At 69.0% G+C, this 26,095-nt stretch carries 25 protein-coding genes and 2 pseudogenes; 16 read left to right on the top strand and 11 right to left on the bottom strand.

Annotated elements, in window-relative coordinates:
- Positions 1 to 10: 10 nt before the first annotated feature.
- Genes ABT063_RS31545 through ABT063_RS31535 form a run of 3 tightly spaced genes read left to right on the top strand, consistent with a single transcriptional unit; the run spans position 11 to position 1,929 of the window.
- Positions 11 to 877 (top strand): ABC transporter permease, encoded by an 867-nt coding sequence (locus ABT063_RS31545; RefSeq protein ID WP_351063023.1) that lies wholly within the window; start codon positions 11 to 13, stop codon positions 875 to 877.
- Positions 878 to 881: 4 nt separating this feature from the next.
- Positions 882 to 1,745, top strand: coding sequence for an ABC transporter permease (locus tag ABT063_RS31540; RefSeq protein ID WP_351063022.1), 864 nt, complete (start codon positions 882 to 884; stop codon positions 1,743 to 1,745).
- Positions 1,746 to 1,803: 58 nt separating this feature from the next.
- On the top strand, positions 1,804 to 1,929 hold the full coding sequence (locus ABT063_RS31535; RefSeq protein WP_351063021.1) for a hypothetical protein: 126 nt from the start codon (positions 1,804 to 1,806) through the stop codon (positions 1,927 to 1,929).
- A gap of 33 nt (positions 1,930 to 1,962) precedes the next feature.
- Here ABT063_RS31535 and ABT063_RS31530 read toward each other — a convergent pair whose 3' ends face one another.
- A complete protein-coding gene (locus ABT063_RS31530) occupies positions 1,963 to 2,511 on the bottom strand; it encodes a hypothetical protein (RefSeq protein WP_351063020.1) in 549 nt (182 codons plus the stop codon).
- Positions 2,512 to 2,821: 310 nt separating this feature from the next.
- Between ABT063_RS31530 and ABT063_RS31525 the strand changes: the two genes are divergently transcribed.
- Positions 2,822 to 3,724, top strand: coding sequence for an endonuclease/exonuclease/phosphatase family protein (locus ABT063_RS31525; protein WP_351063018.1), 903 nt, complete (start codon positions 2,822 to 2,824; stop codon positions 3,722 to 3,724).
- A gap of 438 nt (positions 3,725 to 4,162) precedes the next feature.
- On the opposite strand, the gene ABT063_RS31520 is transcribed toward ABT063_RS31525, so the two are convergent.
- Entirely contained in the window at positions 4,163 to 4,534 is a 372-nt protein-coding gene (locus ABT063_RS31520; protein ID WP_351063016.1) for a RidA family protein, read from the bottom strand.
- Between the two features lie 407 nt (positions 4,535 to 4,941).
- Here ABT063_RS31520 and ABT063_RS31515 point away from each other — a divergent pair, with 407 nt between their 5' ends.
- Complete coding sequence (locus tag ABT063_RS31515) at positions 4,942 to 5,559, top strand: RNA polymerase sigma factor (RefSeq protein WP_351063014.1); 618 nt, start codon at positions 4,942 to 4,944, stop codon at positions 5,557 to 5,559.
- Entirely contained in the window at positions 5,556 to 6,602 is a 1,047-nt protein-coding gene (locus ABT063_RS31510) for a CU044_5270 family protein (protein ID WP_351063013.1), read from the top strand. The genes ABT063_RS31515 and ABT063_RS31510 overlap by 4 nt, the downstream gene beginning before the upstream one ends.
- Positions 6,603 to 6,668: 66 nt before the next feature.
- On the opposite strand, the gene ABT063_RS31505 is transcribed toward ABT063_RS31510, so the two are convergent.
- The 4 genes from ABT063_RS31505 to ABT063_RS31490 form a co-directional block, all read right to left on the bottom strand.
- Positions 6,669 to 8,642 (bottom strand): Ig-like domain repeat protein, encoded by a 1,974-nt coding sequence (locus ABT063_RS31505; protein WP_351063011.1) that lies wholly within the window; start codon positions 8,640 to 8,642, stop codon positions 6,669 to 6,671.
- Between the two features lie 293 nt (positions 8,643 to 8,935).
- Complete coding sequence (locus tag ABT063_RS31500; protein WP_351063010.1) at positions 8,936 to 9,232, bottom strand: imine reductase family protein; 297 nt, start codon at positions 9,230 to 9,232, stop codon at positions 8,936 to 8,938.
- 121 nt (positions 9,233 to 9,353) lie between these two features.
- On the bottom strand, positions 9,354 to 9,857 hold the full coding sequence (locus ABT063_RS31495) for an MSMEG_6728 family protein (protein ID WP_351063008.1): 504 nt from the start codon (positions 9,855 to 9,857) through the stop codon (positions 9,354 to 9,356).
- 197 nt (positions 9,858 to 10,054) lie between these two features.
- Complete coding sequence (locus ABT063_RS31490; protein WP_351063006.1) at positions 10,055 to 10,531, bottom strand: SRPBCC family protein; 477 nt, start codon at positions 10,529 to 10,531, stop codon at positions 10,055 to 10,057.
- A 381-nt stretch (positions 10,532 to 10,912) separates the two neighbouring features.
- Here ABT063_RS31490 and ABT063_RS31485 point away from each other — a divergent pair, with 381 nt between their 5' ends.
- From ABT063_RS31485 to ABT063_RS31465, 4 genes are all read left to right on the top strand, one after another.
- A complete protein-coding gene (locus tag ABT063_RS31485; RefSeq protein ID WP_351063005.1) occupies positions 10,913 to 11,560 on the top strand; it encodes a 2Fe-2S iron-sulfur cluster-binding protein in 648 nt (215 codons plus the stop codon).
- A gap of 81 nt (positions 11,561 to 11,641) precedes the next feature.
- A complete protein-coding gene (locus tag ABT063_RS31480; protein WP_351063046.1) occupies positions 11,642 to 12,166 on the top strand; it encodes a P-loop nucleotide/nucleoside kinase family protein in 525 nt (174 codons plus the stop codon).
- A 353-nt stretch (positions 12,167 to 12,519) separates the two neighbouring features.
- Positions 12,520 to 12,900: an effector-associated constant component EACC1 gene (locus ABT063_RS31470; protein ID WP_351063003.1), complete on the top strand. Its 381-nt coding sequence runs from the start codon at positions 12,520 to 12,522 to the stop codon at positions 12,898 to 12,900.
- Positions 12,900 to 16,736: a caspase, EACC1-associated type gene (locus tag ABT063_RS31465; RefSeq protein ID WP_351063002.1), complete on the top strand. Its 3,837-nt coding sequence runs from the start codon at positions 12,900 to 12,902 to the stop codon at positions 16,734 to 16,736. The genes ABT063_RS31470 and ABT063_RS31465 overlap by 1 nt, the downstream gene beginning before the upstream one ends.
- Before the next feature lie 39 nt (positions 16,737 to 16,775).
- Here ABT063_RS31465 and ABT063_RS31460 read toward each other — a convergent pair.
- Positions 16,776 to 16,952: pseudogene (locus tag ABT063_RS31460) on the bottom strand (oxidoreductase); the annotation flags it as partial.
- Between the two features lie 364 nt (positions 16,953 to 17,316).
- On the opposite strand from ABT063_RS31460, the gene ABT063_RS31455 reads away from it, so the two are divergent.
- The 4 genes from ABT063_RS31455 to ABT063_RS31440 all read left to right on the top strand — a co-directional run bounded on the left by ABT063_RS31455 (position 17,317) and on the right by ABT063_RS31440 (position 20,012).
- On the top strand, positions 17,317 to 17,520 hold the full coding sequence (locus tag ABT063_RS31455) for a cold-shock protein (protein ID WP_030872951.1): 204 nt from the start codon (positions 17,317 to 17,319) through the stop codon (positions 17,518 to 17,520).
- A 173-nt stretch (positions 17,521 to 17,693) separates the two neighbouring features.
- Positions 17,694 to 19,160 (top strand): DEAD/DEAH box helicase, encoded by a 1,467-nt coding sequence (locus tag ABT063_RS31450; protein WP_351062999.1) that lies wholly within the window; start codon positions 17,694 to 17,696, stop codon positions 19,158 to 19,160.
- Positions 19,161 to 19,242: 82 nt separating this feature from the next.
- Positions 19,243 to 19,650 carry a CBS domain-containing protein gene (locus tag ABT063_RS31445; protein WP_351062997.1) on the top strand — a complete coding sequence of 136 codons (408 nt, stop codon included), beginning with the start codon at positions 19,243 to 19,245 and terminating at the stop codon, positions 19,648 to 19,650.
- A 53-nt stretch (positions 19,651 to 19,703) separates the two neighbouring features.
- Positions 19,704 to 20,012 carry an SCO5918 family protein gene (locus ABT063_RS31440; RefSeq protein ID WP_351062995.1) on the top strand — a complete coding sequence of 103 codons (309 nt, stop codon included), beginning with the start codon at positions 19,704 to 19,706 and terminating at the stop codon, positions 20,010 to 20,012.
- Positions 20,013 to 20,099: 87 nt separating this feature from the next.
- Here the strand turns inward: ABT063_RS31440 and ABT063_RS31435 are convergent, their stop codons facing one another.
- The gene (locus tag ABT063_RS31435) at positions 20,100 to 20,474 is read right to left on the bottom strand and encodes a GvpU-like protein (protein ID WP_351062993.1); all 375 of its coding nucleotides are present in this window, start codon (positions 20,472 to 20,474) and stop codon (positions 20,100 to 20,102) included.
- A gap of 653 nt (positions 20,475 to 21,127) precedes the next feature.
- On the opposite strand from ABT063_RS31435, the gene ABT063_RS31430 reads away from it, so the two are divergent.
- Both ABT063_RS31430 and ABT063_RS31425 read left to right on the top strand, forming a co-directional pair.
- Entirely contained in the window at positions 21,128 to 21,466 is a 339-nt protein-coding gene (locus tag ABT063_RS31430; protein WP_351062991.1) for a helix-turn-helix domain-containing protein, read from the top strand.
- 93 nt (positions 21,467 to 21,559) lie between these two features.
- Entirely contained in the window at positions 21,560 to 21,694 is a 135-nt protein-coding gene (locus ABT063_RS31425) for a hypothetical protein (RefSeq protein WP_502990922.1), read from the top strand.
- A 319-nt stretch (positions 21,695 to 22,013) separates the two neighbouring features.
- Here ABT063_RS31425 and ABT063_RS31420 read toward each other — a convergent pair whose 3' ends face one another.
- From ABT063_RS31420 to ABT063_RS31410, 3 genes and pseudogenes are all read right to left on the bottom strand, one after another.
- Positions 22,014 to 25,205: a family 78 glycoside hydrolase catalytic domain gene (locus tag ABT063_RS31420; protein ID WP_351062989.1), complete on the bottom strand. Its 3,192-nt coding sequence runs from the start codon at positions 25,203 to 25,205 to the stop codon at positions 22,014 to 22,016.
- Positions 25,206 to 25,644: 439 nt separating this feature from the next.
- Positions 25,645 to 25,869: a hypothetical protein gene (locus tag ABT063_RS31415; protein WP_351062988.1), complete on the bottom strand. Its 225-nt coding sequence runs from the start codon at positions 25,867 to 25,869 to the stop codon at positions 25,645 to 25,647.
- A 44-nt stretch (positions 25,870 to 25,913) separates the two neighbouring features.
- Positions 25,914 to 26,086, bottom strand: a pseudogene (locus tag ABT063_RS31410) (VapC toxin family PIN domain ribonuclease); the annotation flags it as partial.
- Positions 26,087 to 26,095 lie beyond the last annotated feature (9 nt).

The raw sequence follows: 26,095 nt of genomic DNA, 5'->3' as shown, positions 1-26,095 counted from the left end.
ACCGTACGCGATGACGCCCCACGAGACGACGCCGTACGGGCCGACCCCGGCCTCCGTCACGCGCCCGGCAGGCCGCCGTCCCTCGCGGGCCTGGCGGACCGCCCGGATCACACCGCTCGCCGAGGTGCTCGCGCCCGGCCGCACCTCGGCCACCCTCATCCGGCTGTGCGTGCAGATCCTGCTGGTCGTCTGCCTGTGGCGGGCGCTGTACGCGAACACCACCAGCAGCGCGGGCCTGGACCGCGAACAGGCCGTCACCTTCGGCGTGCTGGCGGTCCTCACGATGCCGCTGCGAGGCCTGGACCGGCACAACGCGCGCGACTCGGTGATCCTCCACCTCCACTACGGCACCGTCGTCTTCTGGTTCCTGCGCCCCGTGCCGCCCGCCCGCTACTACCTCTACCGCGCGCTCGGCGACCAACTGTACGGTCTGACCTGGGCGTTGGCGGGCTACGGCGGCTGCCTCGCGCTCGGTGTGATCGCGCCGCCGGTGTCGGCCGGTGCCGGAGCGGTGTGCGCCGTGAGCCTGCTTCTCGGGCAGACCGTGCTGTACCAACTGACGCTGATCGTGGACCTGTTGTGCTTCTGGACGCTGCGCGACATGGGCGCGCTGCAGATCCTGAACTTCCTCCGGAACCTGCTCTCCGGCGCGTACGCCCCGCTCTGGTACTTCCCCGAGTGGTTCCAGACGCTGAGCGCACTGCTGCCCTTCCAGTCGACACTCAACACCCCACTGTCCCTCTACATCGGGCGGATTCCGCTGTCCGCCGCTCCGGCGCAACTCGTGGCCCAGGCGTTCTGGGCGGCGGGCCTCGCCCTGCTCAGCCGATGGCTCTGGCGCAGGGCGTCGGAGCGGGTCGTATCCCAGGGAGGGTGAGGAAATGACAGCGCAACGACTCCGGTCCTTCCGGTCCTTCCGGTCCTTCCGGTCCTTCCGGTCTTTCCGCGAGGCTTGGTCGGTCGCCGGGCGGATCATCGGGATCTCGTTCCGGGCGCAGCTCGAATACCGTACGGACTTTGTGCTGAGCGTCTCGGTCGGCGCGGTCTGGCAGCTCTCGGTCATCGTGTTCGCCACCGTGCTGCTGGGCCGCTTCCCCGGCATGAGCGGCTGGCCGAGCGACGCGGTACTGCTCATCGCCTCCATGCGGATGCTGAGCCACGCGATGAACGTGCTGTTCTTCGGCCGGGCGCACCACATGGCGGGGCTGGTGCAGAGCGGACGGATCGAGGGGTTCCTGCTCCGGCCGCTGCCCGTGTTCCGGCAGGTGCAGCTGTCGGCGTTCCCCACGAACGCGCTCGGCGACTTGGTGGTCGGCGTGTCGATGTTCACCATCGCCGTCCTCACCGTGTCCCTGGACTGGACGGCGGCACGGATCGGCTACCTCGTCGCGGGACTGGCCGGCGGCACGCTGATGGAGGCGGCGGTGTTCGTCGCGCTGTCGGCCTTCCACTTCCACTATCCGAGCAGCTCGTACTGGAGCGTGTGGACAGAGGAACTCCTCTCCACCTTCGGGAGCTACCCCCTCGCCATCTTTCCCCGCCTGGTCAGCGGCGCCTTCACCTTCGTGCTGCCGCTGGCCTTCATCGCGTACTTCCCGGCGGCGGTCCTGACCGGCCACGGCAGCGGGCTGGGAGTGCCCTTCGCGGTGGCCGCCGCGGCGCCGCTGGCCGGTCTCGCCGCCTTCGTCGGCGCGCGGCTGCTGTGGAACCGGAGCCTGCGGCACTACACGGGGGTCAACGGGTGACGCTGGAGGCGCTGGGCGGTCCGAGGGGGTGATCTGGCGGTTCCGTACCGGCATCGGCATGACCTCCACCATGGCACGGGCTCATCTCGACGGCCGACCCGCATGGGAGCTACGCGCCCTCGGCCAGGGCTGTGCGGACGGCCTCGACGGCCTCGCTCGCTCCTACGGAGCCGACGTCGAGTGACAGCTGGGGGCAGGCGCCCGTGCGCGTCTGCGATCACGCATCTCTGGCTGGGCTGAAGCGCATGGATGCGGACACCTCCGAAGGTCCGTCGGCCACTCCCGGTGCGATCCGCCCCGCACGACCACCCAGAGGGAAGACCTCTGTGCAGGTCAGAGCCACAGCGGCTACCCGAGCGCCGTAGCTTCCCAAGCTGAGAGCGCGAGTTCGATTCTCGTCACCCGCTCTCCACTCGGTCCGGCGCCACCCAGCGGCGATCCGAGCCTTCCGGACCGTGCCGTCGAGGCCGGCGGCCACCTCTTCCTGCCGCTCCTCGTCGCAGTGCTGGTAGATCGACGCGGCCTGCACTGAGTGGAGAGCGGTGCAATGGGCCATGCTCAGGACGGCAACCCGCGGTTCGGCGGCCGTGCCGGCGCTTCGCTCGGTGTGCACCACGGGCTGGTGCTGTTCGGCCATCAGTTCCGGCTTTGTGGGGGCGCGGACTGCGTAGGTGAACAGCGTGGCTGCCAGAGGGTCGACACCCAGGGAGTTCATCGGGATGGGGGATGGCGAGGTGTCCCCGACCGCGGGGATGGCAGTGGTCACAGGTGGTGCTCCTTGGTGGTTGCCAACAGCTTCACCCTTCGGCCTTGGGCGGAGGAAGATTCGGCAAAAAATCTTGCACGTCCGCCGGAACGCGCCGCCAAATCCCGTACGGCGTCTGAAGTCCGCCGCCGGCCCGGTAACGGTGGCCGTAAGGCTCATTGCTGCCTGCCAGGCGGCCTTCCTGGCGATCGACGCCCGTCCGGCCCCTCCGACCTCGCCCGCTGTGTGATCCGCCATCGTCACCGCTGTCTCGCTGTTTTCTTCCGTATAGCAGTACGCACCTTCATTCCGGCTCCCATAGGAGGGGACCGTGCCGAACGACGTACGAGTGACGCGCCGCCAGGGCCTGAGGGCAGCGGCGGCCGCGGCGATCTCCGTACCGCTGCTCACCACCGCCGGGTCCGCACGGCCTGCCGCGGCCGGCGAGTATCCGGGCGCGCTGAACGTCATGACGTACAACCTGCGCTTCGCGAGCAGTACCGGCAGCGACCGCTGGCCCGTGCGCCGCCCGGTGATGCGGGAACTGCTGCGCCGGGAGCGACCTCACGTCATCGGCACCCAGGAGGGCGTCTACCACCAACTGCGCAAGATAGAGAAGGACATCGGCCCTCACTATGAATGGCTCGGCATCGGCCGCCTGGGCGGAGGCAAGGATGAGTTCATGGCGATCTTCTATGACACCAGACGCCTGGACCCGATCGACTTCGACCACTTCTGGCTCTCCGACACGCCGAATGTCATGGCCTCCAACACGTGGGGCGGACGCTTCCCGCGCCTGGTGACATGGGTTCGCTTCAGCGATCTGAGCGACGGCGGCCGAGAGTTCTACGTCCTCAACACCCATCTGGACGGCACGAGCCAGTACGCGCGCGAGCGCGCCGCGGAGCTCATCGGCGAGACGATCGGCGGGTTCGACCGCTCCTTACCGGTAGTGGTGACCGGCGACTTCAACGCCGCGGCCCACGACAACCCGGTCTACGACGCGATGCTGGACGCCGGACTCGTGGACACGTGGGACGCGGCGGGTGCGCGCGGCCCGCTGTACGCGACCTACAACGGCTTCCGGCCGCCGAAGCCCGGCGGCAGGCGTATCGACTGGATTCTCACCACTCCCGGGGTGACCACGCACTGGTCGGCGATCAACACGTTCTCGATGGACGGCCGGTTCCCGAGCGACCATCTGCCGGTACAAGCCTCGCTGGCCCTGGGATGAGCCGACCCACGCGGCGATCCAACGCGGGAGCGCGCCGGCCACCTGGCGTCACTGGCCTGTGTGTAGCCGCTCGCCTTCCGGCACTGTGCGAGACGCTGCTGCTTGCCTCCCATGCCGGTACTCCGTCCGGGTGCCGTCTTCCCTGGTCAGGGTAGCGCGTGCAGCCAAGATGCCGCCTAAATGCGGCAGTTCTGCCGTGGTGCAGCCTGCGCCCAGTGGACGCAGCGACGACTGGGCCGGCCGGTGGTGGCACACCCTGACCTGGGAGCATCTGCATACCTGGCGGCTGCCGGGGGGAGTCGTCGGCTGCGGAGAGGCTGGAGAGGCCGGAGCTCGGTCGGCATCGAGCGTGGCCTCTCCGGTCCACTGCGGAAGGGGCACCGCGACGCAACCGTCGCAGCCATCGTCGTCTGGCTCCACTCATGACCGCCGGGGCATCTACTGTGCGGCGACAGCCTCGATCTCCAGCAGCCACGCCTGGTCGTAGATGCCCGTGATGATGACCGTCAGAGCCGGGGCGTGGTCCCCGAGTACCTCGCGCCGGATGGCGGAGTTCTCCTCCCGGTACGCCCTGTCCGACAGGAACGTGGTCACCTTGACCAGGTCGGACAGCCCCATCCCGTGATGAGCCAGGGCGGCGGCCAGGTTGGCCCACACCTGACGGCACTGTGCGGCAAACCCCTCTGGGAGGCTGCCGTCCGGAGCCACCGGAATCTGCCCGGAGACGTGGACCAAGCGTGCGGGAGCGGCGATCTCGTACGAGTGACGGTAGCCGCCGCCATCGGGGACTGTCGGGCCGGGAGTAATCATGCGCGGATCGTTCCAGCGCCGCAGATCCACAGCAACCGAGATGACCGACCTGACCACCACGCCCGTCAGCCGACCCTCTTGATCGCCCGGACAAACCCTGGGAGTCGTAGCCATCACCGTACTTGGCAGGGTTCACCGGGTGATCCACAGCCTGTGCACGAGCCTCGGCGACCCCGGTCCCCATCCACAACCTGTGGGTCGGCGACTGCTCCCCGGCCTGGGCCATACGGTATTTCCGCGATCTCGCCGTACTCGCGTCCGTTCCGGGCGCTGCACAGGAACACGGCGCGCTGTGCGTAGCAGGATGCGACGCAGCGGTGTGGCGCAGCGGTGTGGCGGAGGCCACAGGAACTCCGACAGACCCGCGGAGAGTAACGAGTGTGAGGCAAACAGAACCATCGGAGTCGATGCGTGCGCGCATACGGGCAGGGGATCGTGCGGCATTCGCCGACCTGTACGACGAGCACGCGCGGGCGGTCTACAACCATGCCCTACGGCTGACCGGCAACTGGTCGGAGGCCGAGGAGGCGATGTCCGAGACCTTCCTGGCCGCCTGGCGTACCCGGGAGACGGTGGAGCCGGAGGGCGGTTCGCTCAAGCCCTGGCTGCTCGGCATCGCCACGCACAAGGCGCACAACGCCAACCGTGGGCTGCGCCGACGGCTCGCCTTCCTGGCGCGCAGCCCGGAACCCCGTCCCGTCGAGGACTTCGCCGACGAGACGGCCGGCCGGATCGATGACGCCCGCCGGCTCGCGGTGGTTCACGAGGCGCTGGGCCGGTTGCGCCGCCAGGACCGGGAGGTGTTCGCCCTGTGTGTGTCGGCCGGTCTGGACTACCAGCAGGCCGCCGAGGCGCTCGGCATCCCGGTCGGCACCGTGCGGTCACGGCTGTCGCGCGCCCGGGCGCGGCTTGCCCGGATCAGCGGTCAACTCGACCGCGCGAAGGCGGAACCGCGGGGCCCTCGCGGAGAGAAGGAGAGTGAGGCCGCTTTCGCGGCCATGTTTCTGCAGGAGGAAACCGGATGAACAACAACAATCCACCGCGCGCCGGTTCCGCCGGGAGTGAGGCCGAGGAGTTGCTGTCGGCTCCGGCCGAATGGGACCTCCCGCCGAGCAGACACCTCCACCACAAGGACGTTCTGATGCAGCACATCGATCACGACCGCACCCCTTCCACCCAGGCGCGCCCGGCACCACGCCGTCGACTGGCGCGTGGAGTGGTGCTGTTGCCCCTCGCGTCGATGGCACTGGCCGGAGCACTGGTCGTCACCCTCTCCGGCGGTGACGACACCTCCGCCCCGGCGACCCGAGCCGCCGGCACCAACAGCGCCTCCGCCGTTCTCAACCGGATCGCCGTAGCGGCCATGGCGACCGACGCGACGCCGGTGAAGGACGGGCAGTTCGTGTACGTCGAGAGCCTGACCCGCTCCAACGAGGGCACCTTCGACGGTCCCGTGCGGCTCGGTGCCCCGTACAAGCGGGAGGTCTGGATGTCGCAGGACCCCGGCCCCCTCACCAATACCGGGTGGATCCGCGAATCCGGCAAGGGCGCCGTGATGCCCGGTCAGCTGGTCCCCATCGAGTCCGCCGATCCCGTCCCGGCGGGCATCCACCACCCCACGTACAAGTGGCTGGCCTCACTGCCCACAGACCCCGACGCGCTGCTCGAACTGCTCTACGCCCGGACCAGGGTGGACGACGGCGAGTCGAAGGAGCAGGCCGTCTTCTCCAAGATCGGCCACCTGGTGAGCGAAACAATCATGCCGTCGGCGAACGCCTCAGCGCTGTACAAGGCAGCCGCGAAGATCCCCGGCGTGAAGGAGCTCCCCGACGCCGTCGACGCCGCCGGCCGTCACGGCATCGCCATCACCCGCGAAGACGCCTCCTCCGCGACCCGCTACGAATGGATCTTCGACAAGGACACTCTCGCCTTCCTCGGCTCGCGCTCGTACATCACCAAGGACGAGGTCAAGGGGATCACCTCCGACACACTGTTCGGGACCAGCGCCATCATGAAGCGCACAGTCGTCGACCAGCGCGGCAAGGCACCCGCAAGGACCGACGGCTGACCCGTGCCCTGCCGGGTCGGTACAGCCCCCGTGAGCTCGGGAGCCGTACCGGTTCGGCGGCCGGGGTCAGTTGGTGAAGGTGAGGTACTTCCAGGCGCCGTGGGTCGTGGAGTTGACGGTGTCGCCGGAGGAACCGTTGATGTACGACGAGCGCATCCGGGCCCGGATTCCGGACTCGCCCGGCGCGTCCAGGCTCACGGCCGACTTGCCGTTGGTGGCCAGGGCGAAGTACTCGGACCCGGAGTCGTACCAGGAGCCCTGGTAGTAGACCTGGAGCTGGAGCCGCTGCTTGCGGCCCGAGTAGTAGTTCATCGTCGTGGTGAGCACCGGGTCGGTGTTCTTGCGGAAGTAGTAGTACGTCGTGGAGCCGATCTTGCCCGTCTTGTAGTGCTTGGAGACGGTGGTGGAGATCTTCGCCTTGGCGTACGCGGTCGACTTCACGGTCTTGGACGCGTAGCGGGCGTCGCCGTCGAACACGGCGGTGACGGTGGTGTCCCGGGTCATGTCGACGGTCGCCGACAGGTTGCCGCCGGCGTTGACCTTGGCCTTCTTCAGCAGCTTCTTCGGCTTGTCGGAACCGAAGGGGTCCGCGTAGATCGCGACGGTGCGGTTCTTGTACGTCGTGCCGAGGTGTGCGGTGAAGGTGACGTCCTTGCCGTACGAGTACAGCTTGCCGTTGTTGTTCAGCGTCAGCGTGGTCGCCTTGCGGGAGACCTGCACCGCGTCCGAGCCGGAGGCCGCGGCGTGCGTGGCGTCGCCCGCGTAGGACACCTTGTAGGTGACCTTGCCGCCGGCGGGCGGGGTGTCCGTGAAGGAGAAGCTGCCGTCGGCCTTCGTCTTGACGGCGGCCAGTGCCTTGCCGTTCGGCGAGTCGAGGTCCGTGCGGGTCACCGTCAGGCTGGTGCCCGCGGCGAGGCGCGTCTTCGAGGTCAGCTTGCCGGTGACGGTGAGCTTCTTGGCCCGTTCCGCCTTCGCGGGGGCCGACACCGTGAGGGTGGGCAGCTCCTTGGTCGGGTCGGTCAGGGCACGCAGGGTGTACGTGCCGTAGGTGTTCACGGAGACGGCGAAGACGCGGCTCGCGTCCGGCGCCCAGGCCAGCGCTCCGTCCACGAGGGTGTCGGCGCCGCTGCTGTCGCCGGTGTTGGGGAAGTCGTACTCCCGCGTCGGCTTCGGGTCACCGGGCCGGTGGATGTGGACGTCGGGCTCGTACCAGGAGAAGCTGCCGCCCGCGATGCTGCCGTCGGGCGCGACGGTCACGGCGTTCGGGTAGGCGTCGATCGGGTAACTCGCCACCTCCGTCAGGTCGGTGGTGGAGTAGGCGGGAAGGCCGTAGCCGGCGCCGGAGCCGTCCCACGAGGTGATGACCTGCTTGCCGTCGGGCGTCAGGTCCAGCTGCTTCACTGCGGTGTCCATGTCGCCCTTCACCCGCGGCACGGCCCCGTCGGCGGAGACGTCGTACACGGCGAGCGTGCCACCGGCCCCGGCCACCAGGACGCCCGGCACGGCCGGATCGGCGGCGAGAAGCATCGAGCCGGTCGAGAAGCCGACACCCGCCTCCTGGTCGAGCCGCACGACGGGCTCGGCGCCGGACACGTCGAGCGATCCGAGGTTCGAGCCGTAGCCGAACCAGATACGGCCGTCCACGACCTCCACGTCGGCCGGAGCGTCCGCGCCCGCCAGCGGGTAGCTCGCGGTCTGCGTGTACGTCTGTGTCTCCACCGAGACGATCCGGTCGCTGTTCTTGACCGCCGCGTACACCTGCCCGGAGTCGGCGGACAGCGCCAGGCCGGTCACTCCGGCCAGTCCGCTGAGGGTCGCCTTGACGGCGCCCGCGTAATCGGTGACGACGATCTTGCCGCCGGTCGGGTCGGAGACGTAGACGCGCTGGTGGGCGCCGTCCACGACGATGTCGCCGACCGACTTCACCGGAAGGATCTTCGCGGAGTCGGCCGCCGCCGGCCCCGCCGTGCCCACGGCCAGGGCCGCGGAGCTGAGGACGACCGCGAGTGCGGTCGCGGTCGAGATGCTGCGCCTGCGCACAGTGACGTGTACCCCCACAGAAGAAGCCCGGTGGTCGCCGGGCGGAAATGAGCAGGCCGCGCGTCCCCCCTCACACCGACTACGGGTGTGTGGACGCCGCCTGGAACGCAGCGTATGGCATGCCAGTGACAATTGAGGACTGGAATATCAGTGACCCTCAGGCTGACGTCCACCGGAACGCGCACACCGCGGCGGCGCGAGTTCGGTCTCGTCACCCGCTCTTCCGAGGACCGGACCGGCACTGGCGCGAAGCGGCTATACGGCGGGGTCTTTGAGGACCTTGATCGAACCGGTCACGCTGTCGTCGGCGTGACCGGCTGCCGTGCCCCGCCGGAAAATGTCCAGGACCGCCTTCGGCAGCGAGGTGTCGAGCCGGCGTCCCTGGCGGTCTGCAGGACATGGCCGACGCTCGCCGCACCCATGGCGAGCCTGTCGATGTCGCCCGGATGCTCACCCGCATCGATTCGCGGCGTGCAGAAGGCCAGGAAGTCCGGCATGCCGGACAGTGAGGATGACGCCGACGGCGAGACTTCCTCAGCCGAGACGCCGTGGGCGTCCGCCACCGCGAGGGCGTGCGGCCAGCCGAGCACAGTCGTCCAGCGGTGCGATCAGCCCTGCGCATCACCCCAATATGACGGCAGCCGCCCAGGTCAGAGACCCGGGGGTGCAGGCCGGGTGGATGTCCGGACCGGCGGGTCGAGCGGTGTGGACCTAGCGGGCAGAGCTGGATCTCCCGTTGGAAGGTGAGTCACCTTCCCGATCCGAGGGCGGCCAGATGTACGGCAGATCGTCCGGCACGCCGGGGAAGAGCGGTGCGTAAGTGGCCGGGTCCTTGCGTATCAGCGCCGACCGGTGGCTGCGGTGAAAGGCATCCTCGCCGAGCCAAGGAGGCAGTTCCCCGGCGGCCGCCAGTCGCGGCTGGTCACGTGTCGGTGCGTCGGTACGGAACGCTGCGAGATCGGCGACCAGTGTGGCCGCACAGCTGTCCTGATGGCCCTGGTCACACCACACTTTGCAGACCTCCAGGCCATACCGAACCAGCGCCTCCTCATATCCCGCCCACATACGCACGGCCGGATGCCGGCGCCACCCGTACCCCGGCAGGATGAGGCCGCGAAGGACCTGCAACGCCTCAACCCGCTGCTTACCGAGTCGGCGACGGTCCAGGACCAGCGCTGAGGCCCTGAAGTCGGGATAGGGCAAGAAGGTCTGCATGCCGTCGTCCGTCTCACAACGGAGCTTTACGCAGGGAATCCGCCGCGCGGTCGGGGCCGGCCGGTCGATGACGTCGGCGGCCTCCGGAAGCCGGGTGACGTCGAGTTGCTCGATCCCCGCACGGCGCCCAGTCGGACCCGAACCACCCGGTCACCCCTCGGCGACAGACCTCGCCCACCCCTTGGCGTCTTCGCTTGTCAGAAGGCCGAACCGGGGTTCTCGGGCCGGATACGTCCTCGCCAGGCACCCGTCTCTCCCCCGCGCCCTTCGATGTAGTCCTTGAAGCGGTGCAGATCTCCCTTCACCCGGCGGTCGATCACGCCGAGCATGTCCGCGCCCTTCTCGGCCATGCCGGAGGGCTCGACGTCCATCATGAGCTCCACCCGGGTATGGGTGTCGTCCAGCCGCTCGAACCTCACAGATCCCCGCTGCCGGGTCTCGCCGCCGACGACCCGCCAGGTGATCCGGTCGTCCGGCAGCTGGTCGACGATCTCGGTGTCGAACTCGCGCCGCACTCCGCCGATCCTGGTGGTCCAGTGGTTGTGCCGGTCGTCAAGCTGCCGCACCTCCTCGACGCCCTCCATGAAGTTCGGGAACTCCTCGAACTGCGTCCACTGGTTGTAGGCCGTGTGGACGGGCACCTCGACGTCCACCGCTTCCTTCACCGTGCTCATGGGTCCTCCTCGTGGCGGTCGTTGCGCACGACGCCGAGTACCCGCATACGGAGGCATGAAGGCCCGCATACCTGGACGAATTCAGGCGGCAGTAGAAGCGCGTCGCTTCCCGAGCTGAGAGCGCGAGTTCGATTCTCGTCACCCGCTCCATACTGAGACCCCAGGTCACCGGCCCGGGGTTTGTACAGCCCGACTGCGACGGCCGGATGACCGCTACCCCTTTGTCCATGCTCACCGCCGTCCCACTCGGCAGCGCCCCGTCGCCCCGAGCGCCGGGACGCTCAACTGCGACCGGCTGAAGACACAGCGACAGCTGCCACATGCGCGTCGCACGCTCGGCGAGATGCCGCTTCCATCCGCCGGCAGCACGGCCACCGGATCGTGCCTGACCTGGGCGAGGCCGACCCGACCGACGTGGTGTTCGTGCACAGCGCCCGCACACCGCGAGACATCGTCTTCCGCCCCGAACTCGACTTCATCGCCGCGACCGCGCCGAACATCCGGGTGGTCCACGTCTGCGAGGAGGACCGCCCGTACGAACCCTGGGGCGGATACCGCGACCGGCTGACGCTGGACATGCTCCGGCAGATCGCACCGGACTTCCTCGACCGGGAGGTCTTCACCTGCGGACCCGCCGGCTACATGGCCGGCGTGCGGCACATGCTGTCGGACGCGGGCTTCGACATGGACCACCACCACGAGGAGAGTTTCACCTTCGAGCCGCCGACCGCACCGGCCGACGCCTCGACCGCCGCCGCCACGGGTACCGGCCACAAGATCGAGTTCACCCGCAGCGGGCACACGATCGAGTGCGAAGCCGACACCGCGATCCTCGCCGCCGCGGCCCGGGCCGGACTCAACCTGCCCGCCTCGTGCGCGCAGGGCATGTGCGGCACCTGCAAGACGACCCTGCTCTCCGATTCCGTCGACATGCGGCACGACGGAGGCATCCGTCCACGCGAGATCGCCCAGAACAAGATCCTGCTCCGCTGCTCACGGCCATTGGAGGATCTCGTGATCGATGCGTGACGCCGGGGCCAGGACCCGGCCCCGGCGATCTCGGCGGAGAAAGCAGTTGTCCTCTGCGTGGCTTCGATGAACGATCCGGGTGTGACCACGTTGTTTCTGACAGTCGGCCTGCCGGGGGCCGGAAAGACCACGAGGGCTCGGCAGCTGGCCAAGGAGCACAGCGCGCTGCGGCTGACGCCTGATGAGTGGATGATTCCGCTGTTCGGCGAGTCGGATGCGGACGGGAAGCGCGATGTCCTGGAAGGACGGCTGCTCTCGCTTGCTGTGGAGGCACTGAGGCTTGGAACCAGCGTGGTCCTGGATTTCGGGTGCTGGTCTCGTGACGAGAGGTCCGCGATCCGCTGGTTGGTGGAGTCTGTGGGCGCGTCCTGTCACCTCGTGTACGTGCCGGTGGACCATGAGACCCAACGCGCTCGGGTCGCCCATCGCCAGTCGACCACTCCTGATCAGACCTTCCCGATGAGCGAGGCGGACCTCTTGCACTGGAGGACACTGTTCGAGGAGCCCGACTCCGCGGAACTCGATGGCCATGAAATCGGCGCTCCGCCTCCCGGTTGGCCGGGCTGGCTCGAGTGGGCCGCCGATCGGTGGCCGTCCTTCACGTGACTGTCCCCCCCCCGCCCGGGAGCGTGGTCGACCGGCTACCAGCCCTGCCCGGCCGGCGCACCCCGCTCGACGACGACATCGACGAGCTGACCAGATCGCCGAGAAGCTCAACTCCGGCGGCCCTCCACAGCCTGGGGACATCGCCGTCCTGGTCCAGGCCGAGCGCACTCTGGGCGCGGTCGGCACCACCGTCCACCCCATCGCGGCAGCCACGAACCAGGCCGTCGCCGAGAAGGCGACGTGGTGAGGACCTCAGGGTGGAGTGTCCGATCAGCGACTTGTGCGTTTTATTCAACGTCAGTCCGGACCGTGTGCGCGTCACTGCACTCGACGCGCACACAGGGGGAGGCTAGGTGCGCATCACCATCGGTCCTGCCGAGCAGGACGACGCCGGCATGGCGGTCGTCGATCTCTACGGCTGGTTGCGTGGCGACATGGAGTTCCGGCGGGAGGTGCGGGCGCTCAGTCTCCAGAGCCGTGGCGAAGCGGGCACGATGGGTGCGACGGACGTCATCGAGCTCGTGCTGGAGCACGGAATCGCCGCGCTCAACCTTGCGGTGGCGTACGCGACCTGGCGTACCGCGCGCCCTTCCGCGCCCGCGGTGACCATCACCTTCCCCGGTGGCACCTTGACGGTCCAGGACGGGAACGAGGAGACCGTGCGGCGCATCGTCGAGGCGCTTCGCACCGCCGAAGCCACAGGTACTGCGGAAGGGACCGTGGAAGGCCAGTAATGCCCCTGCCCGATACCACCGCATCGCGGGCCGTGATCATTGGTGTCTCGGACTACACGGAACTCGAGGCTCTGCCGGCTGTTGCCAACAACGTGACCGACATGGGCGCCCTCTTCACCCGCGATGATCTTTGGGGCCTTCCCAAGGAGCACTGCACCACTCTGCTCAACCCCGCCAGCGGCGGAGAGGTCCTGGAGGCGGTCTACGAGGCCGCAGCCGAAACGCGCGACACCTTCGTGCTGTATTTCGCCGGGCACGGCCTGGTCTCCCCCCACTCCGAGCTCTGCCTCGCCCTGCCGGACACCCGCCGCGATCGGCTCTACCGCGCCCTGGAGTTCTCCAAGCTGCGGAACGTGATGCTGGATGCGGGCGGCGGGGCACGCAACAAGGTGGTCATCGTGGACAGCTGCTTCAGTGGGCTGGCCCTGGAGGGCCACATGGGCCCAGCGGTGGAGATGGCGGATCACACCGAAGTCGACGGCTCCTACGTCATGACCGCCTCCGCGGAGAACAGACTGGCGCTGGCACCACCGGGCGACCGCTTCACCGCTTTCACGGGTGAACTGCTCAGGGTTCTGTCCGAGGGGATTCCCGACGGCCCGGAATTCCTGGACATGGAGACCATCTACAGGTCCGTGCTGTGCGAGCTGCGGGCGAAGGGCCATCCCATTCCGCAGCAGCGGATCCGCAACGGCGGTCACTCCATCGCGCTCGTACGCAACCGGCAGGGACAACGGCTGCCGGTCCCTGCTGCGCAGGAGCGCGTGGACCTGCCGCCCAGCCACGCGAACGCCTTGCGCGGCACTCCCGCTGAACTGGCCGGTTATGCCGAGGACTTGCGCCATCGCGGAGCGGAGGGGCAGGCCGACCAGGTCCTCGCGGCCGCCGCGTCCCGCTGGCCCGTCCAGGAGGTCGCGGCCCTCTTGCTGCACCTGGAGAGAGCGGACCGGCGGGCGGAAGCCGGACAGGTCTGCGCGGGCCTCGCCTTGCGGCAGGCATCCGAGGCCGTCGGGTGCCTGCTCGTTCTGGCCCGGCTGGGAGCCGACGCTCTGGCCGACGAGGTGCTGTCCTGCCTGACCTGCCGAGAGCCGGCCCATGTGGCGGCGAGCACCCTGCTGCTCGTGCGGGAGCGGCAGGAGGCCGCCGCGGTCCGGCTGGTCTCCCTCGTACTGATCCGGCAGCAGCCGGTGGACGCGGCGCGGCTGGTGGAGTCCCTGCAGGGGAAGGTCAGGAGTGAGCTCCTGTACCAGGCGCTCGACGCGATGTGGACGGAGCGCCCGGCGGAGGACATGCTCACCGTCGCGGATCTGTTGCGAACCGCCGGAGTGAAGGGCCTCGCCTTCCGCCTGTATCGGCGCCTGCCGGACGCCCTCGCCGCCGCGAAGTCCCGGCACGAGATCGCCTTGCTGCTGCGGGAGATGGCGGACAGCGGTCACTTCGACGGCCCCCGAAAACTCCTCGGAGCCCTGCTCAAGGGGGGACCCGCGCCACTCCACCAGGTGGGTTGGGCCTTCGCGCTGCGGTCTCTGGATCTCGACTGGGCCGACAAGGCCGCCCGCGAGGCCACAAGCCGGGCCACCCCCGAACAGGTGCTGGACGCCGCGGCGCAACTGCGCCGTGACCACCCGGACAGACTGCTGGATCTGTTCCTGTGGGCGAGCGAGGGGCGCGACCCCTCTGATGTCGTACGCCTCGCCGATGCCCTGCGGGACGTGGGACGTCCGCTGGACAGCCACAAGCTGCTGAAGACCACCGCGGAGCGCGGGCCCGTCGTAGCCGGGCTGCTCGTCGCTGCCCTCCGGGGCGCCCCGCACGGTGAGCCCGAGCGGCTCCTCAAGTGGGTGGCGCGGCAGCCCGCTGTCTTCTCCGCAACCGCCGCCCTGACCCTCCGGGAATCCGGGCTCACGGACGATGCCGGGACCCTCGTCGCCGCTGCTCGGAACCGCCCGCAGAAGGAGGTGCTGGAGGCGCTCGTGCCTCTCGCCGACGCCATGGGCATCGACGTCCTGCACGCTGAAGTCACCGCTCACATGCCGGCGGCGGGGCTCGAACCGCTACTGGGCCACCTCTGGACGGACGGCCGCCTGGCGGAGGCCGACCGACTGCTCGACCTCCTTGCAGAGGGGACGGGTAGCGCCCTCGAGGACCTGCTGGGCGCAGCGGCCCAGCGCCGCAAGGGATGGTCGCAGCTGGTCGAACTTCTCTTCCCTGCCATGGGACGACTGACCGGCCCCGCCGTTGTCCGCGTGCTGCGTTGCTTTGTCACCAGGCCGTCGTCGCGGCGCAGGAAACTGCTGCTCGCCATCGGCCGGATGCTCTGCGAAGCACCTGCGGAGGGACTGGCCGGACTGGTCCGGCATGTGCGCGAGCAAGGCGGGCGCGAGGCACTCGGTCTGCTCGACGTGCTGGTCCGGGAGCTCTTCGCCGATCTTCCGGGGCCGGATGTCGGGCGCCTGTACGCAACGCTGGCTCCCATCGAGGGGGTCGATGCGCAGGCAGGACTGGCATGCGTGGCGGACCGACTCGACTTCGTGGAAGTCCTCCGGGATCCGGCGATTCCGGAAGCCGCCGTCACTCGCCTGTGGAAGCTGCGAGCCCGACAGGTCGGACAGGCACAGGCGTGGCGGGAACAAGGGCGGGACGCAGACGCGGTGCGGGTCTGGGAGGAGTGGGCTTCGCTGGGCAACGCGCGGCATCCCCTCGGTCATCGAATGGCTCCGGAACGACTGAGGCAGGCAGGGCGCGAGCTGTCCCCTGCGTCGTTGTCCGAGCTTCTGACCCTCCTGGAGACCACGTCCGGCGCGGTGACGGACATGGAGGCCGTGTTCCTGGGGCTGAGTTCACGTCAGGACTCGGACGTACAGACAGCGCGCGTCGTACAGGCGCTCCATGCTGCGAGGCAGCAGCACCGGATCAGGCATCTGAGCATCTGGGTGGCTGAGCAGAACCCGCCCCGGCCGGTGGCCCGGATGGCGCGCTCGTTGCGTGACCTCGGCATGGGAGAGACCGCCGAGGAGTTGCTGGGCCGCTTCGACGCACACCGAGACAGGCACGGCCCCGCCCCGGCAGCCATCCGTTCTCCCCACTCGTCCGAGTCTGCCGCACTGCCCCGACTCTCCGTGCGGTCACGGGGCGGGGGCGTTGAACCGGTCAGGAACGGACACAGTGTGCCGTGGCGTGCGCTGTCGGTGGCGGTCGCAAGCGTTGTCGGGGTGGGCCTGGGACTGGCCTTGCTGCTGGTTCCCGAGGGCTCCGAGACTCCGGCGGGCCATGAGGCTTCACCGAAGTCTTCGTCGGCCTCACCGTCCCGCACCGCGCTGCCCAGCCGGTCGGCCGCCGATGACGTGGCCGACATCGGCAACCGGCCGGTCAACACAGCGGCAGTCATGGAATTGAGGGCCTGCACCGGTGCCGACATCACCGTGCAGCTGTCCTCGGTTTTCAACGTCTACGTCGACGAGGACCCGCACCTGAAACTGTCGGTGAGGGCGGACACCGGTGCCGGCGGTGCGTTGCCTTGCCGGATCAATCTCAGCCGTACCGATGCCTACCTCATGGTGGCCCGAGCCGGGGACTCCGGGGAAACGTGGAAGTCATCTGCCTGCACGTTCGGCCATAACGGGCAGCGCTGGGCACAGCTTGCGCACAACAAGCCCGTCACCGTCGACTTCCACTGGGACCGCAGGCCCAACACCAAGGGCTGCTACCAGGCCGACCCCGCATCCTCCGGCACCTACCTGGCCGAGGCACTTGTGCTGAATGAGAAGGCGCAATCGAGCTTCGTCCTGGACCAGGAAGAGGCCGCCACACCATCACAGACGCCGTCACCCACCTAGCCGAACCCGAGGTAACGGCGGTGTGCTCTGATGTGCGAGTCAGGCCGGCGCCTTGACCGTCGAGTCCGCCCGGGCCGGTTCCCGCACCACGCGGCGGCGCCGGGTCGGTATGAGCAACGGGTTGGCGACGCCCCAGGCCGCGCCCTTGCAGACCAGCTCCTTGTAGACGGCGGCGGTCCGCCCTGTCAGGGCCGCCCGCACGGTGCGGTCGTCGGAGTCTTCTCCGTCCTGAGCACTCTCAGCGGTGCGGGTTCGGAGGAACTCGTCGCGGGACGCGGGGCACGTTGTGGTCCGGGCAATCCAATATCTGTGTCCACGAAATGAGAAATGGACGCCGCGCTCGATGAAGGTTCCTTACTCGACAGGCAGAGCAGAGTCATTCACCGCACACGGTCGATCGCACCGTGCTACTGTCGACCTCAGTTGCAGTTGTGGTTTCCGAACACTTGGGAGCACCCTCACCGGTTTCATATACCGGTAGAGGTTCTTACGTCTCCGGTTAATTTCCGGCGGGGTGATCATCACGGCGACGCGGAGTCCGCAAAGTGTGAACTCCGAGCATCCCCAAAGGAGATTCGAGATGGCTGCCGGCACTGTGAAGTGGTTCAACGCGGAAAAGGGCTTCGGCTTCATCGAGCAGGACGGCGGCGGCGCCGATGTCTTCGCTCACTACTCGAACATCGCCGCTCAGGGCTTCCGTGAGCTGTCGGAGGGCCAGAAGGTGACCTTCGACATCGCGCAGGGCCAGAAGGGCCCGACGGCCGAGAACATCGTTCCCGCCTGACGCTGACACGTACTTCGCAGCTGGGGCCCGCACCTTGGGGTGCGGGCCCCAGCTGATCGCTTTTCAGGGCGCAGACTCCGCCCGCATTGTCTTCGGCTCGTTCTCGCGATTCCCTGCGCTGCTCATTCGCTGCGGGAATTCCTTGATACGCGCCACATCAAGGAAGGTTCCGCATGGACCGCACGCGTACAAACGATCGCTTCGCCCGCACTCGCACCGGAAGTTCCGGCTCCAAAAGGGGCGGCAGCCGCTACGGTGCTCCGCGCCGTCCCGAAGGTCACGGACGTCGACAGGCCGCGCCTCAGGGCGAGTTCGCACTGCCGAAGACGATCACCCCGGCGCTCGGTGCCGTCGAGGCGTTCGCCGATCTCGCCATGCCGGCGCCGTTGCTGGCCGCGCTCGGCCACGAAGGCGTGACCGTACCGTTCCCGATCCAGGCGGCGACCCTGCCGAACTCCCTCGCGGGTCGCGACGTACTCGGCCGTGGCCGCACCGGTTCGGGCAAGACCCTCGCCTTCGGCCTCGCGCTCCTCGCCCGTACGGCCGGTCAGCGCGCCGAGCCCCGGCAGCCGCTGGCCCTCGTCCTCGTACCCACCCGCGAGCTGGCCCAACAGGTCACCGACGCGCTCACTCCGTACGCCCGCGCTGTGCGGCTGCGTCTGACCACCGTGGTCGGCGGGATGTCGATCGGCAGGCAGGCCGGTGCGCTGCGTGCCGGTGCGGAGGTCGTCGTCGCCACGCCGGGCCGGCTCAAGGACCTCATCGACCGCGGCCACTGCCGGCTCGACCGCGTCGCCGTCACCGTCCTCGACGAGGCCGACCAGATGACCGACATGGGCTTCATGCCCCAGGTCACCGCCCTGCTCGACCAAGTGCGTCCCGAGGGGCAGCGGATGCTCTTCTCGGCCACTCTGGACCGCAACGTCGACCTGCTGGTCCGCCGCTACCTGACCGACCCGGTGGTCCACTCCGTCGACCCGTCCGCGGGTGCGGTCACCACCATGGAGCACCACGTACTCCACGTACGCGGCGTGGACAAGCACCGGACAACCACCGAGATCGCGGCACGCGAGGGCCGGGTGCTCATGTTCCTGGACACCAAGCACGCGGTGGACCGGCTGACCGAGCACCTGCTGAACAGTGGCGTCCGCGCCGGCGCCCTGCACGGTGGCAAGTCCCAGCCGCAGCGCACACGGACCCTGACCCAGTTCAAGACCGGGCATGTGACGGTCCTGGTGGCGACCAATGTCGCGGCGCGCGGAATCCACGTCGACAACCTCGATCTGGTCGTGAACGTCGATCCGCCCAGCGACCACAAGGACTATCTGCACCGTGGCGGCCGCACGGCACGCGCCGGCGAGTCCGGCAGCGTCGTCACCCTGGTGATCCCCAACCAGCGCCGCGACGTGAGCCGACTGATGGCTGCCGCCGGCATCACCCCCCGAGTCACCCAGGTGAACTCGGGTGAAGCGGAGTTGAGCCGCATCACAGGCGCTCAGCCCCCTTCGGGCGTCCCGGTCACCATCGCGAGGCCGATCGTCGAACGCCCCCGGCGCGGCGCCTCCTCCTCGTCCCCCTCCCGGGGCCGCCGCCGCGGCCGCGCGGCACAGCGGCCGTCCGCCTCCAACCAGGCGGCCTAGGGCCTGTCCGGCGGATCATGCCGCCCACGTGGGCGGAAAACTCACCCGACTTCGCAGGCCCGTCCTCACAGGAGGCTCCACCTTGACGCCGGTTCAGATGCTGCAGCGCCCTGCGGACCCCGCTTCAGCGCCACCGACCGTGGTCGGCGCCGTCGGCGTATCCGCACTGCGGGTCCCTGACGACATGACCGTCGAGGTGGCCCTGTCGGTCATGGCCAGTGCCCAAGTCGGGTATCTGCTCGTCTGTGACAAGGACGAACAGTGCACGAGCTCGATCACCCGGGCCCAGCTCTCCGTCGTCCGCGACAGCTGCGCCTACACGGACCGGATCCGGCTACGGGACATCCTCGGCGCCGGTGGACCGTCCACCTCACCCGCGACCATGACGGTCGGAGACGGGCCCGCGACGCGGCACCGGCAACCCAGTGCCCTGCCCATCGTCACCGGGGTGCACGGCCGCGCCCTCGGCGTGCTCACGCTCTCCCCCTGATCCGCCTCACCCGATCAGCCCCGTACTCGTTTCCCCCTTCCCTGTGAGGCATCATGCGCTGTGTCATCGCCCGGTTCCCGTTCGACCTGTCCAAGAGCGAGGTACTGGCCTCCATGAAGGGCGTCAAGCCCGAGCCCGTCACGGGTGAGTCCGTGCTCATCGGCCGCCGCCACTACCCCGTCAAGCAAGTGGGCGAGGTCATCACCCGACAGGACCGCCGCGACTTCACCAGCGGTGAAGTCACCCGCGCCATGAGCCGCCTCGGTTTCACCTGCCGCAACGGCCATGAGAGCGCACCCACCGCGCGCGCCCTTACACCGTTGCAGACCGCAGAGGCCCTGCTCGGCAGGCCCACCCCCTGAGACCTTGAGGACCGGCGGAAGCCGACACCAGAACATCGATGAGGGCCCTGCCGACGCACGTCGGCAGGGCCCTCGTCACGGGGCGTCTCAGCGTTCGGAGTAACTGAAGTCGCCCACGGTCCAGGCACTGACGTCGCTGATCGCGACACGATACATTCCACCCGTCTCGGGGATCCCGACACTGCCCTGCAGGATCCGAGCCAGATGGAAGTGCAGATGCGTGGGCGCCTCGCCGCGGTCGGGCCGGTCCTCCGTCCGGTCGGCTGTGAAGACATCGGAGAACGGGCCGAGACGGTCCGAGCCCTTCAGCACCTCCGACACGCGCTCCCTCCACACGGCTTCGGGAGCCAGTCGGCCGGTGATGACAGCTCCGCCGACAACCACAGTCAGCGACATCTGATTGCTTTGCGCGGACTCCACCATGGCGGAAATGTCCACGAGCAGGTCGTCAGGTTTCGACATGAGCCGATTTTAGGCGGCGGCCGGACCTCTGCCCTCACTTCCCGGACGTCACCGCGGGCGCCGACACGAGGCTGCCGGCCAGCACGGTGAGGGATCCGGGCGCTGGAGCCATGGTCCACCGTGCCCGCGCTGCCAACTGTCGCAGAATACTTACGCCCCAAGAGAGCCGAAACCTGTGCTCGCTGGAGTAGACATTGGCTGGCGCTCTGGTTAAGGTTCCTTTCGTAGACAGGGTCAAGGAAGCCCGGCAGACACGAACTGGCGGGCAGCAGTACATGAAGTTCGCAGGTCAGGGCGACTGTGGAGTTCCGAAGCCACGTTGTTCGCAGGACGGTGACGGGACTGACAGTCGCACTGGGCGGCTCGCAGGTTGAGGGGCTGCCGACAAGCAACAGAGGAAGCACGAAGGGAGCAGACGCCATCAGGATGACCCGGCCCGAGCAGCATTCGGCCGGGTACCGCAAGACCCCGGATTGGAAGGTGGTCCCCGGTCACGTATCCACGATCCCCGCACTCCCGCCCCTCTCCCGGGCCGGGTAGCGGAAACAGAAGGTCGGCACAGCAGTAGGGCCGACAGATGGTGTTCAACTTCCTTCGGGGCCCTGGTGCCGTACGGCACCAGGGCCCCTCGACGCGTCGCACAACGAGGTCAAATGACAGCAGATACTCCGCTCAGCGGTCGTCTGGACGACGACGACTACCCCGCGTACACGATGGGCCGGGCCGCCGAGATGCTCGGCACCACCCCCGGATTCCTCCGGGCCATCGGTGAGGCCCGTCTGATCACTCCGCTCCGCTCGGAAGGCGGGCACCGGCGGTACTCCCGCTACCAACTGCGGATCGCCGCTCGCGCCCGTGAACTCGTCGACAAAGGGACACCGATCGAGGCTGCCTGCCGCATCGTCATCCTTGAGGACCAGCTTGAGGAAGCACAGCGCATCAACGCCGAGTACCGCCGCGCCGCGAAGGAAGGGCCCGACGGTTCCAGCTGAGTGCGTCGGCACGGGCCTGTGGGCTCGAACGCGCAGGGTGAGGCACAGCCGGGACCAGTGGCCGACGGCGCCCCACCATGAACTTGCCCCACCATGAACCGCCGCCGACTGCGCCGTCCCGCAGCTGACGAGAGAGGCGCCGACACCGACACCGTCTCCGCAGCCACGTACACCAGCGAGGGCTACCGACAGTCACTCCAGCCGGCGCTGGACTCCGCGAGCCGCTGAACCTCTCCCGGCCGACGTGACCGAGGTCCAGGGCGTGGGCGGCCACTCCGGCCGGCCAGGGCCTGTCCGGCGGATCATGCCGCAGACGCGGGGTCTGACACGCCCATCTGCCGCGTTGTCGTCGGTCGCCGACTCCCCCACGCGCGAATGCACTCGCGGAGGGCCCCCATCGCGTCGACTCCCTCCTCCGCCTTGCAGCTGCACGCACCAGACCCCGCTCACCTGCGTTAACGGGTCCCCGCCGATTTCCTGCGACCTGATCCGCCGGACAGGCCCTAGGCGACCGCTGAGGATGGCCCACCGCGCTCTCGCTGGTGGGCTACCGCGTCAACGCGACCGTCGCGGTGCCGGAGCCGACCGGGCCGACCCGCAGCACCGTTCCGGTCAGATCGGTGAACGATGTCGCCTTGGCTCTGCCGCTGTTCCCCTGGGTGGCCGCGGTCACCTGGTAGGACGCCGGGTCGGCGTCGCCGATCTCCAGCTCCAAAACGGCGCGGGTGTTGGGCGGCACGGTCACCTTCAGGGAGTGGGCACCGGCGGAGCGGCGGACGGAGACCGAGACCGGGCCGCGCAGGGACGGGACCATGCCGTCGACCTCGGTGAGGTCACCGGTCCTGGGCCGGATCCGGAACTCGGCCGCGCCCGCCTCCGTGACCTGCACGCCCAGCACATGCCTGGCGATGGCGTTGGCCGGGGCGGAGGCCCACGCGTGGGAGAGGGTCATGTTGGGCTTCAGCGACGGATCCCAGGCCTCGGTGACGATGGTGGCCTTCAGGTCGTCCAGCATGTGCAGCCAGGAGTTGGTGGCCTTCGAGGTGAGCAGCCCGAGGGCGGCGTCGGACCGGCCGAGCCGGAAGAGCGCGTCGAGGAGGAACTGCGACCCGTAGACGCTCACCCTCATGCCGCCCGCGGCGAGCGTGTCGCCGATTCTGGCCAGTACGACGTCGTCCAGGGCGTCGGCGACTCCGAGCGCCACCGGGAAGGCGGTGGCGTGCTGGGCGCTGTGGGCGGTGCCGGCGCCGTCGCGGAACCTGCCCGCCGAGCTGTCGAGCAGGGTGTCGCGCATGGCGGCGGCGAGGGTGTCGCCCCGGTGGCGCAGGGACGTGGCGTCGGCGGTCTTGCCGAGGGCGGTGGCGCACTTGGCGAGGGCGTCGAAGGCCGCGTACTGGAAGGCGTTGACGACGGTGTTGACGTTGGTGAAGACGTAGCCGTCGCGGCTGGCGGCCGGCCAGTCCACCAGGTCGCCGAGGTCCTGGCTGGTGTTGCCGGGCGACTTGTGGACGAGGCCGTCGGAGCCCAGGTAGGAGGTGAGGTTCTTGGCGACGAGCAGGTCGTAGTCCTTGGCGAGCTGCCGGTCGTCGCCGGTGGCGAGGTAGTCCTCCCAGGCGGATATCGCGCACATCAGCCGGTACTCGGTGGGCCAGGTGCCCCGGCGTACCAGGTAGTCGTTGGACCACCGGGCCAGCGCGTAGGAGCGCTGGACGCCGTACTCGGAGAGCTGGTTGATCAGCGCGTCGCCCTCGTACGGGCCGCGCTCGCGGGTCGGGGTGTCCGTGTAGAGGTCGCCGCGGGTGGCTTCGATGGAGTAGCGGCACAGCTCCCAGACCCGGTCCAGGCCGGGGTCGGAGCTGCGGAAGGAGGTCTGGGAGTCGTCCCAGTCCAGCTTCCAGGCGCGGCCGGTGACGGTCGCCCCGGAGAGGTCCAGGGAAGTGCGCAGCTCCGCCCAGCGGAAGCCGCGGTAACCCCAGTGCTCGAAGCGCTGGGCGCCGTCGCGCAGGGTCCACACCTCGCGGTAGGTGTTGGTGGCACGCAGCTGGTACTTCACGGTGCCGTCGGTGTTCAGCTCCTCGCCGAGGCGCACCTCGACGGTCTCACCGGCGGTTCCGGTGACCTCCAGCGCCAGCCCGCCGACGATCTCCCGGCCCAGGTCCACCAGCCAGCGGCCGTCGGCCACCTTGGTGACCTTGGCCGGGGTGACGTCGTGCAGCCGTACCGGCTCGATCGGCGCGGGGACGAGGCCGTCGATGGCTGCGCGGGCGGCGGGGGCGGACCAGCCGCTGTCGTCGAAGCCGGGCTCGGTCCAGCCGACGGGCTCCTGGCGCAGGTCCCAGTACTCCTGGGGAACGGTGAAGTAGCTGCTGCCGGCGCTGCCCTTGGCCGGCAGCAGACCGGCCTGGCGGCGGGCCTTCCAGTCGCCGCCGGAGCCGATGGTGGCCCGGCTGCCGTCGGCATACGTGACCTCCAGCTGGGCCAGGAACTTCTGCTGCGAGGTGGTGTGGCAGAGCGCGGACAGAGCGTTGGCCTTGCCCGAGCGCAGCGTGTCGGTGATGTCGAAGGCCTGGTACGCCACCCCGCTGCCGGAGCGCACCGAGGCGTGGCCGACCAGGCTGCCGTTGCTCCACACCTTGGCCACGTACTGCCGGGCGGGGGTGGCGGAGGTGGCCGCGACGTAGAGGATGGCGGCGGCGATGTCCTTGCCGGCCAGGTCGTACTCGTGGCGGAGCAGGGCCCAGGTGTCGTCGGCGCCGTAGGAGGAGAGCGAGGAGGCACCGTTCTGGAAGGTGAGCACGCCGTTCGCCACGGTGCCGGCGGAGAAGGTGCCCTTGTCGGAGGCGAAGTCGTCCTGCAGCAGCACCGTGCCGTCGGCGGCGGTGAAGCGGACGCTGTCGTACGCCTGTGATTCGGTGGAGCCGTTGCGCAGGCCGACGTTGCCCGAGGTGTAGCGGGTGTGGGTGGTCGTGTCGACGACGGTGCCGTTGACGGTGGTGGTGAAGGTGGAGCCGGACATGGTGACCGCGAAGTCCACCCACTCACCGGTGTTGACCGGGAAGGGCAGCGTGACCTCGCCGAGGACGGTGTACGTCCCGTTCACGCACACGTGCTTGCGCAGCACTGCGGCGGTGCTGCCGGCGCGCAGCTGCCACATGTAGTTGTTGGCGGTGTTGCCGGCCCGGAACCACAGGCCTGCGGCCACCGTGGTGATCTTCAGCCGGGTGGCGAAGGTGCCGTCGGTCATCGTCGGCCCGGCCTTGACCCAGATCGGCTCGGCCTCCCACTCGTCCTCCACCGAAGTGGCCAGCAGCACCGGCTCCGACCAGGACGACCGCTCGCCCTTGTCCCCCCAGCTGCTGACCCGCCACCAGTAGGCGGTACGGGGCTTCAGCGCCGGTCCCTCGTAGCTCACGGCGGTGGATGCACTGGAGACCACCTTCCCGCTGTCCCAGAGCAGCTGGTCGTCCTCGAACCCGGCCGGGGTGGCGGCGAGCTGCAGCTGGTAGGCGCGCTGGAGGGTGCCTACGCCGAAGTCGGGGACCTGCCAGCTGAACCGCGGCTGCTTCCCTGCGGTGGTACCCAGCCCCTTCGGCAGCAGGTCGGTCAGCATCCCGGTCGGCGCGGGGGGCCCGCCCTTGCCCTGCGCGGCGGCGACCGCGCGAGGCCCGGTGAGGACGACGGAGGCGGCCACGGCGCCGCCCAGTTGGAGGAGGCTACGGCGCGACAGGGGTCTGGGCATGGGGCACCTTCGAGGGTGAAAGGTTTCAGTCAGGGTGCCGGGAGGTTAGAGGCAGGCACAGAAGAGGGTCAACAGATGGCGCGGAATTGACTTGAGTTGATATTGAAACGATTTAATCGGCTCATTCGCACCGCGATCGGGTCATGACTCCCAAGTGCTTCCGGAACGTGGGGATTTGACAGGGGCCTGTGACGGGGCGATCTCACGGTTCGCGACCAGCGCCGCCATGGAGCGCACGGTCGTCCACCAGCGCGGCAAGGCACCGGCAAGGACCGACAGCCGACCTGCGCCACGCCGGGTCTCCAGGGCGGTCCTGTCGCCTTCCGAGGGACTCGGCGTGCCCCATGACGATCAGCGGGTGCCGGTCGGGATCGAGTGCGCGCAGGAGTTTTCGTGTCGGCGCACGGCTTGCCCCCCACGTCGGCAAGCGCGCACACGGTCACAGGCCCGGGATCGACAGCGACAGGCCGAGGCCGACGAGAGAGGTCGGACCGTGCGGTGTCGCGGGCGGGACCAGGCAAGATCCCTCCAGCCAGGAAGGCTTCCCGTGCGGGTTTTCAAGGGTCCCGAGATTGCGGCAGGGATGAATCTTTCCCGGGCCATCCAAGTATCCGGTGGCGATCCAGAACCCGAGCGTGAATCCCGAATCGTCGGGGAGCGACATACCGGAGATCGTGCGGGAGGCCAGGACCTCGGCGGCGAGCGCCAGTTCACGGCGTCGGCGAGATCCATGTCCAGCGCGCGGTAATGGGTCCGAACGGACTGGGCGGCACCCGGGTCGTCTCCGTGATCTCCGGCATGATGACGCCGCCTCGGCTCATCCACCGCCGGAGGTCGTCCACCGCGCTGAGGGCGGCCTCTCGCCCGGGCGGGCGACGTGCCCGGCCCTC

It is taken from the genome of Streptomyces sp. NPDC002838, assembly GCF_040295365.1.
GTDB lineage: Bacteria > Actinomycetota > Actinomycetes > Streptomycetales > Streptomycetaceae > Streptomyces.
Note: the sequence above shows the minus strand (reverse complement) of the source record. Positions and strands in the feature narration are given on the sequence as shown.

Bases quoted from the DNA above. Each gene is read 5' to 3' on its own strand.
- ABT063_RS31435 (WP_351062993.1), bottom strand. From the start codon at position 20,474: ATGTCGAAACCTGACGACCTGCTCGTGGACATTTCCGCCATGGTGGAG.
- ABT063_RS31455 (WP_030872951.1), top strand. From the start codon at position 17,317: ATGGCTGCCGGCACTGTGAAGTGGTTCAACGCGGAAAAGGGCTTCGGC.
- ABT063_RS31450 (WP_351062999.1), top strand. From the start codon at position 17,694: ATGGACCGCACGCGTACAAACGATCGCTTCGCCCGCACTCGCACCGGA.
- ABT063_RS31415 (WP_351062988.1), bottom strand. From the start codon at position 25,869: ATGTCGCTCCCCGACGATTCGGGATTCACGCTCGGGTTCTGGATCGCC.
- ABT063_RS31495 (WP_351063008.1), bottom strand. From the start codon at position 9,857: ATGCAGACCTTCTTGCCCTATCCCGACTTCAGGGCCTCAGCGCTGGTC.
- ABT063_RS31535 (WP_351063021.1), top strand. From the start codon at position 1,804: ATGACCTCCACCATGGCACGGGCTCATCTCGACGGCCGACCCGCATGG.
- ABT063_RS31420 (WP_351062989.1), bottom strand. From the start codon at position 25,205: ATGCCCAGACCCCTGTCGCGCCGTAGCCTCCTCCAACTGGGCGGCGCC.
- ABT063_RS31515 (WP_351063014.1), top strand. From the start codon at position 4,942: ATGCGTGCGCGCATACGGGCAGGGGATCGTGCGGCATTCGCCGACCTG.
- ABT063_RS31490 (WP_351063006.1), bottom strand. From the start codon at position 10,531: ATGAGCACGGTGAAGGAAGCGGTGGACGTCGAGGTGCCCGTCCACACG.
- ABT063_RS31465 (WP_351063002.1), top strand. From the start codon at position 12,900: ATGCCCCTGCCCGATACCACCGCATCGCGGGCCGTGATCATTGGTGTC.
- ABT063_RS31510 (WP_351063013.1), top strand. From the start codon at position 5,556: ATGAACAACAACAATCCACCGCGCGCCGGTTCCGCCGGGAGTGAGGCC.
- ABT063_RS31545 (WP_351063023.1), top strand. From the start codon at position 11: ATGACGCCCCACGAGACGACGCCGTACGGGCCGACCCCGGCCTCCGTC.
- ABT063_RS31440 (WP_351062995.1), top strand. From the start codon at position 19,704: ATGCGCTGTGTCATCGCCCGGTTCCCGTTCGACCTGTCCAAGAGCGAG.
- ABT063_RS31425 (WP_502990922.1), top strand. From the start codon at position 21,560: ATGAACCGCCGCCGACTGCGCCGTCCCGCAGCTGACGAGAGAGGCGCC.
- ABT063_RS31430 (WP_351062991.1), top strand. From the start codon at position 21,128: ATGACAGCAGATACTCCGCTCAGCGGTCGTCTGGACGACGACGACTAC.
- ABT063_RS31520 (WP_351063016.1), bottom strand. From the start codon at position 4,534: ATGATTACTCCCGGCCCGACAGTCCCCGATGGCGGCGGCTACCGTCAC.
- ABT063_RS31540 (WP_351063022.1), top strand. From the start codon at position 882: ATGACAGCGCAACGACTCCGGTCCTTCCGGTCCTTCCGGTCCTTCCGG.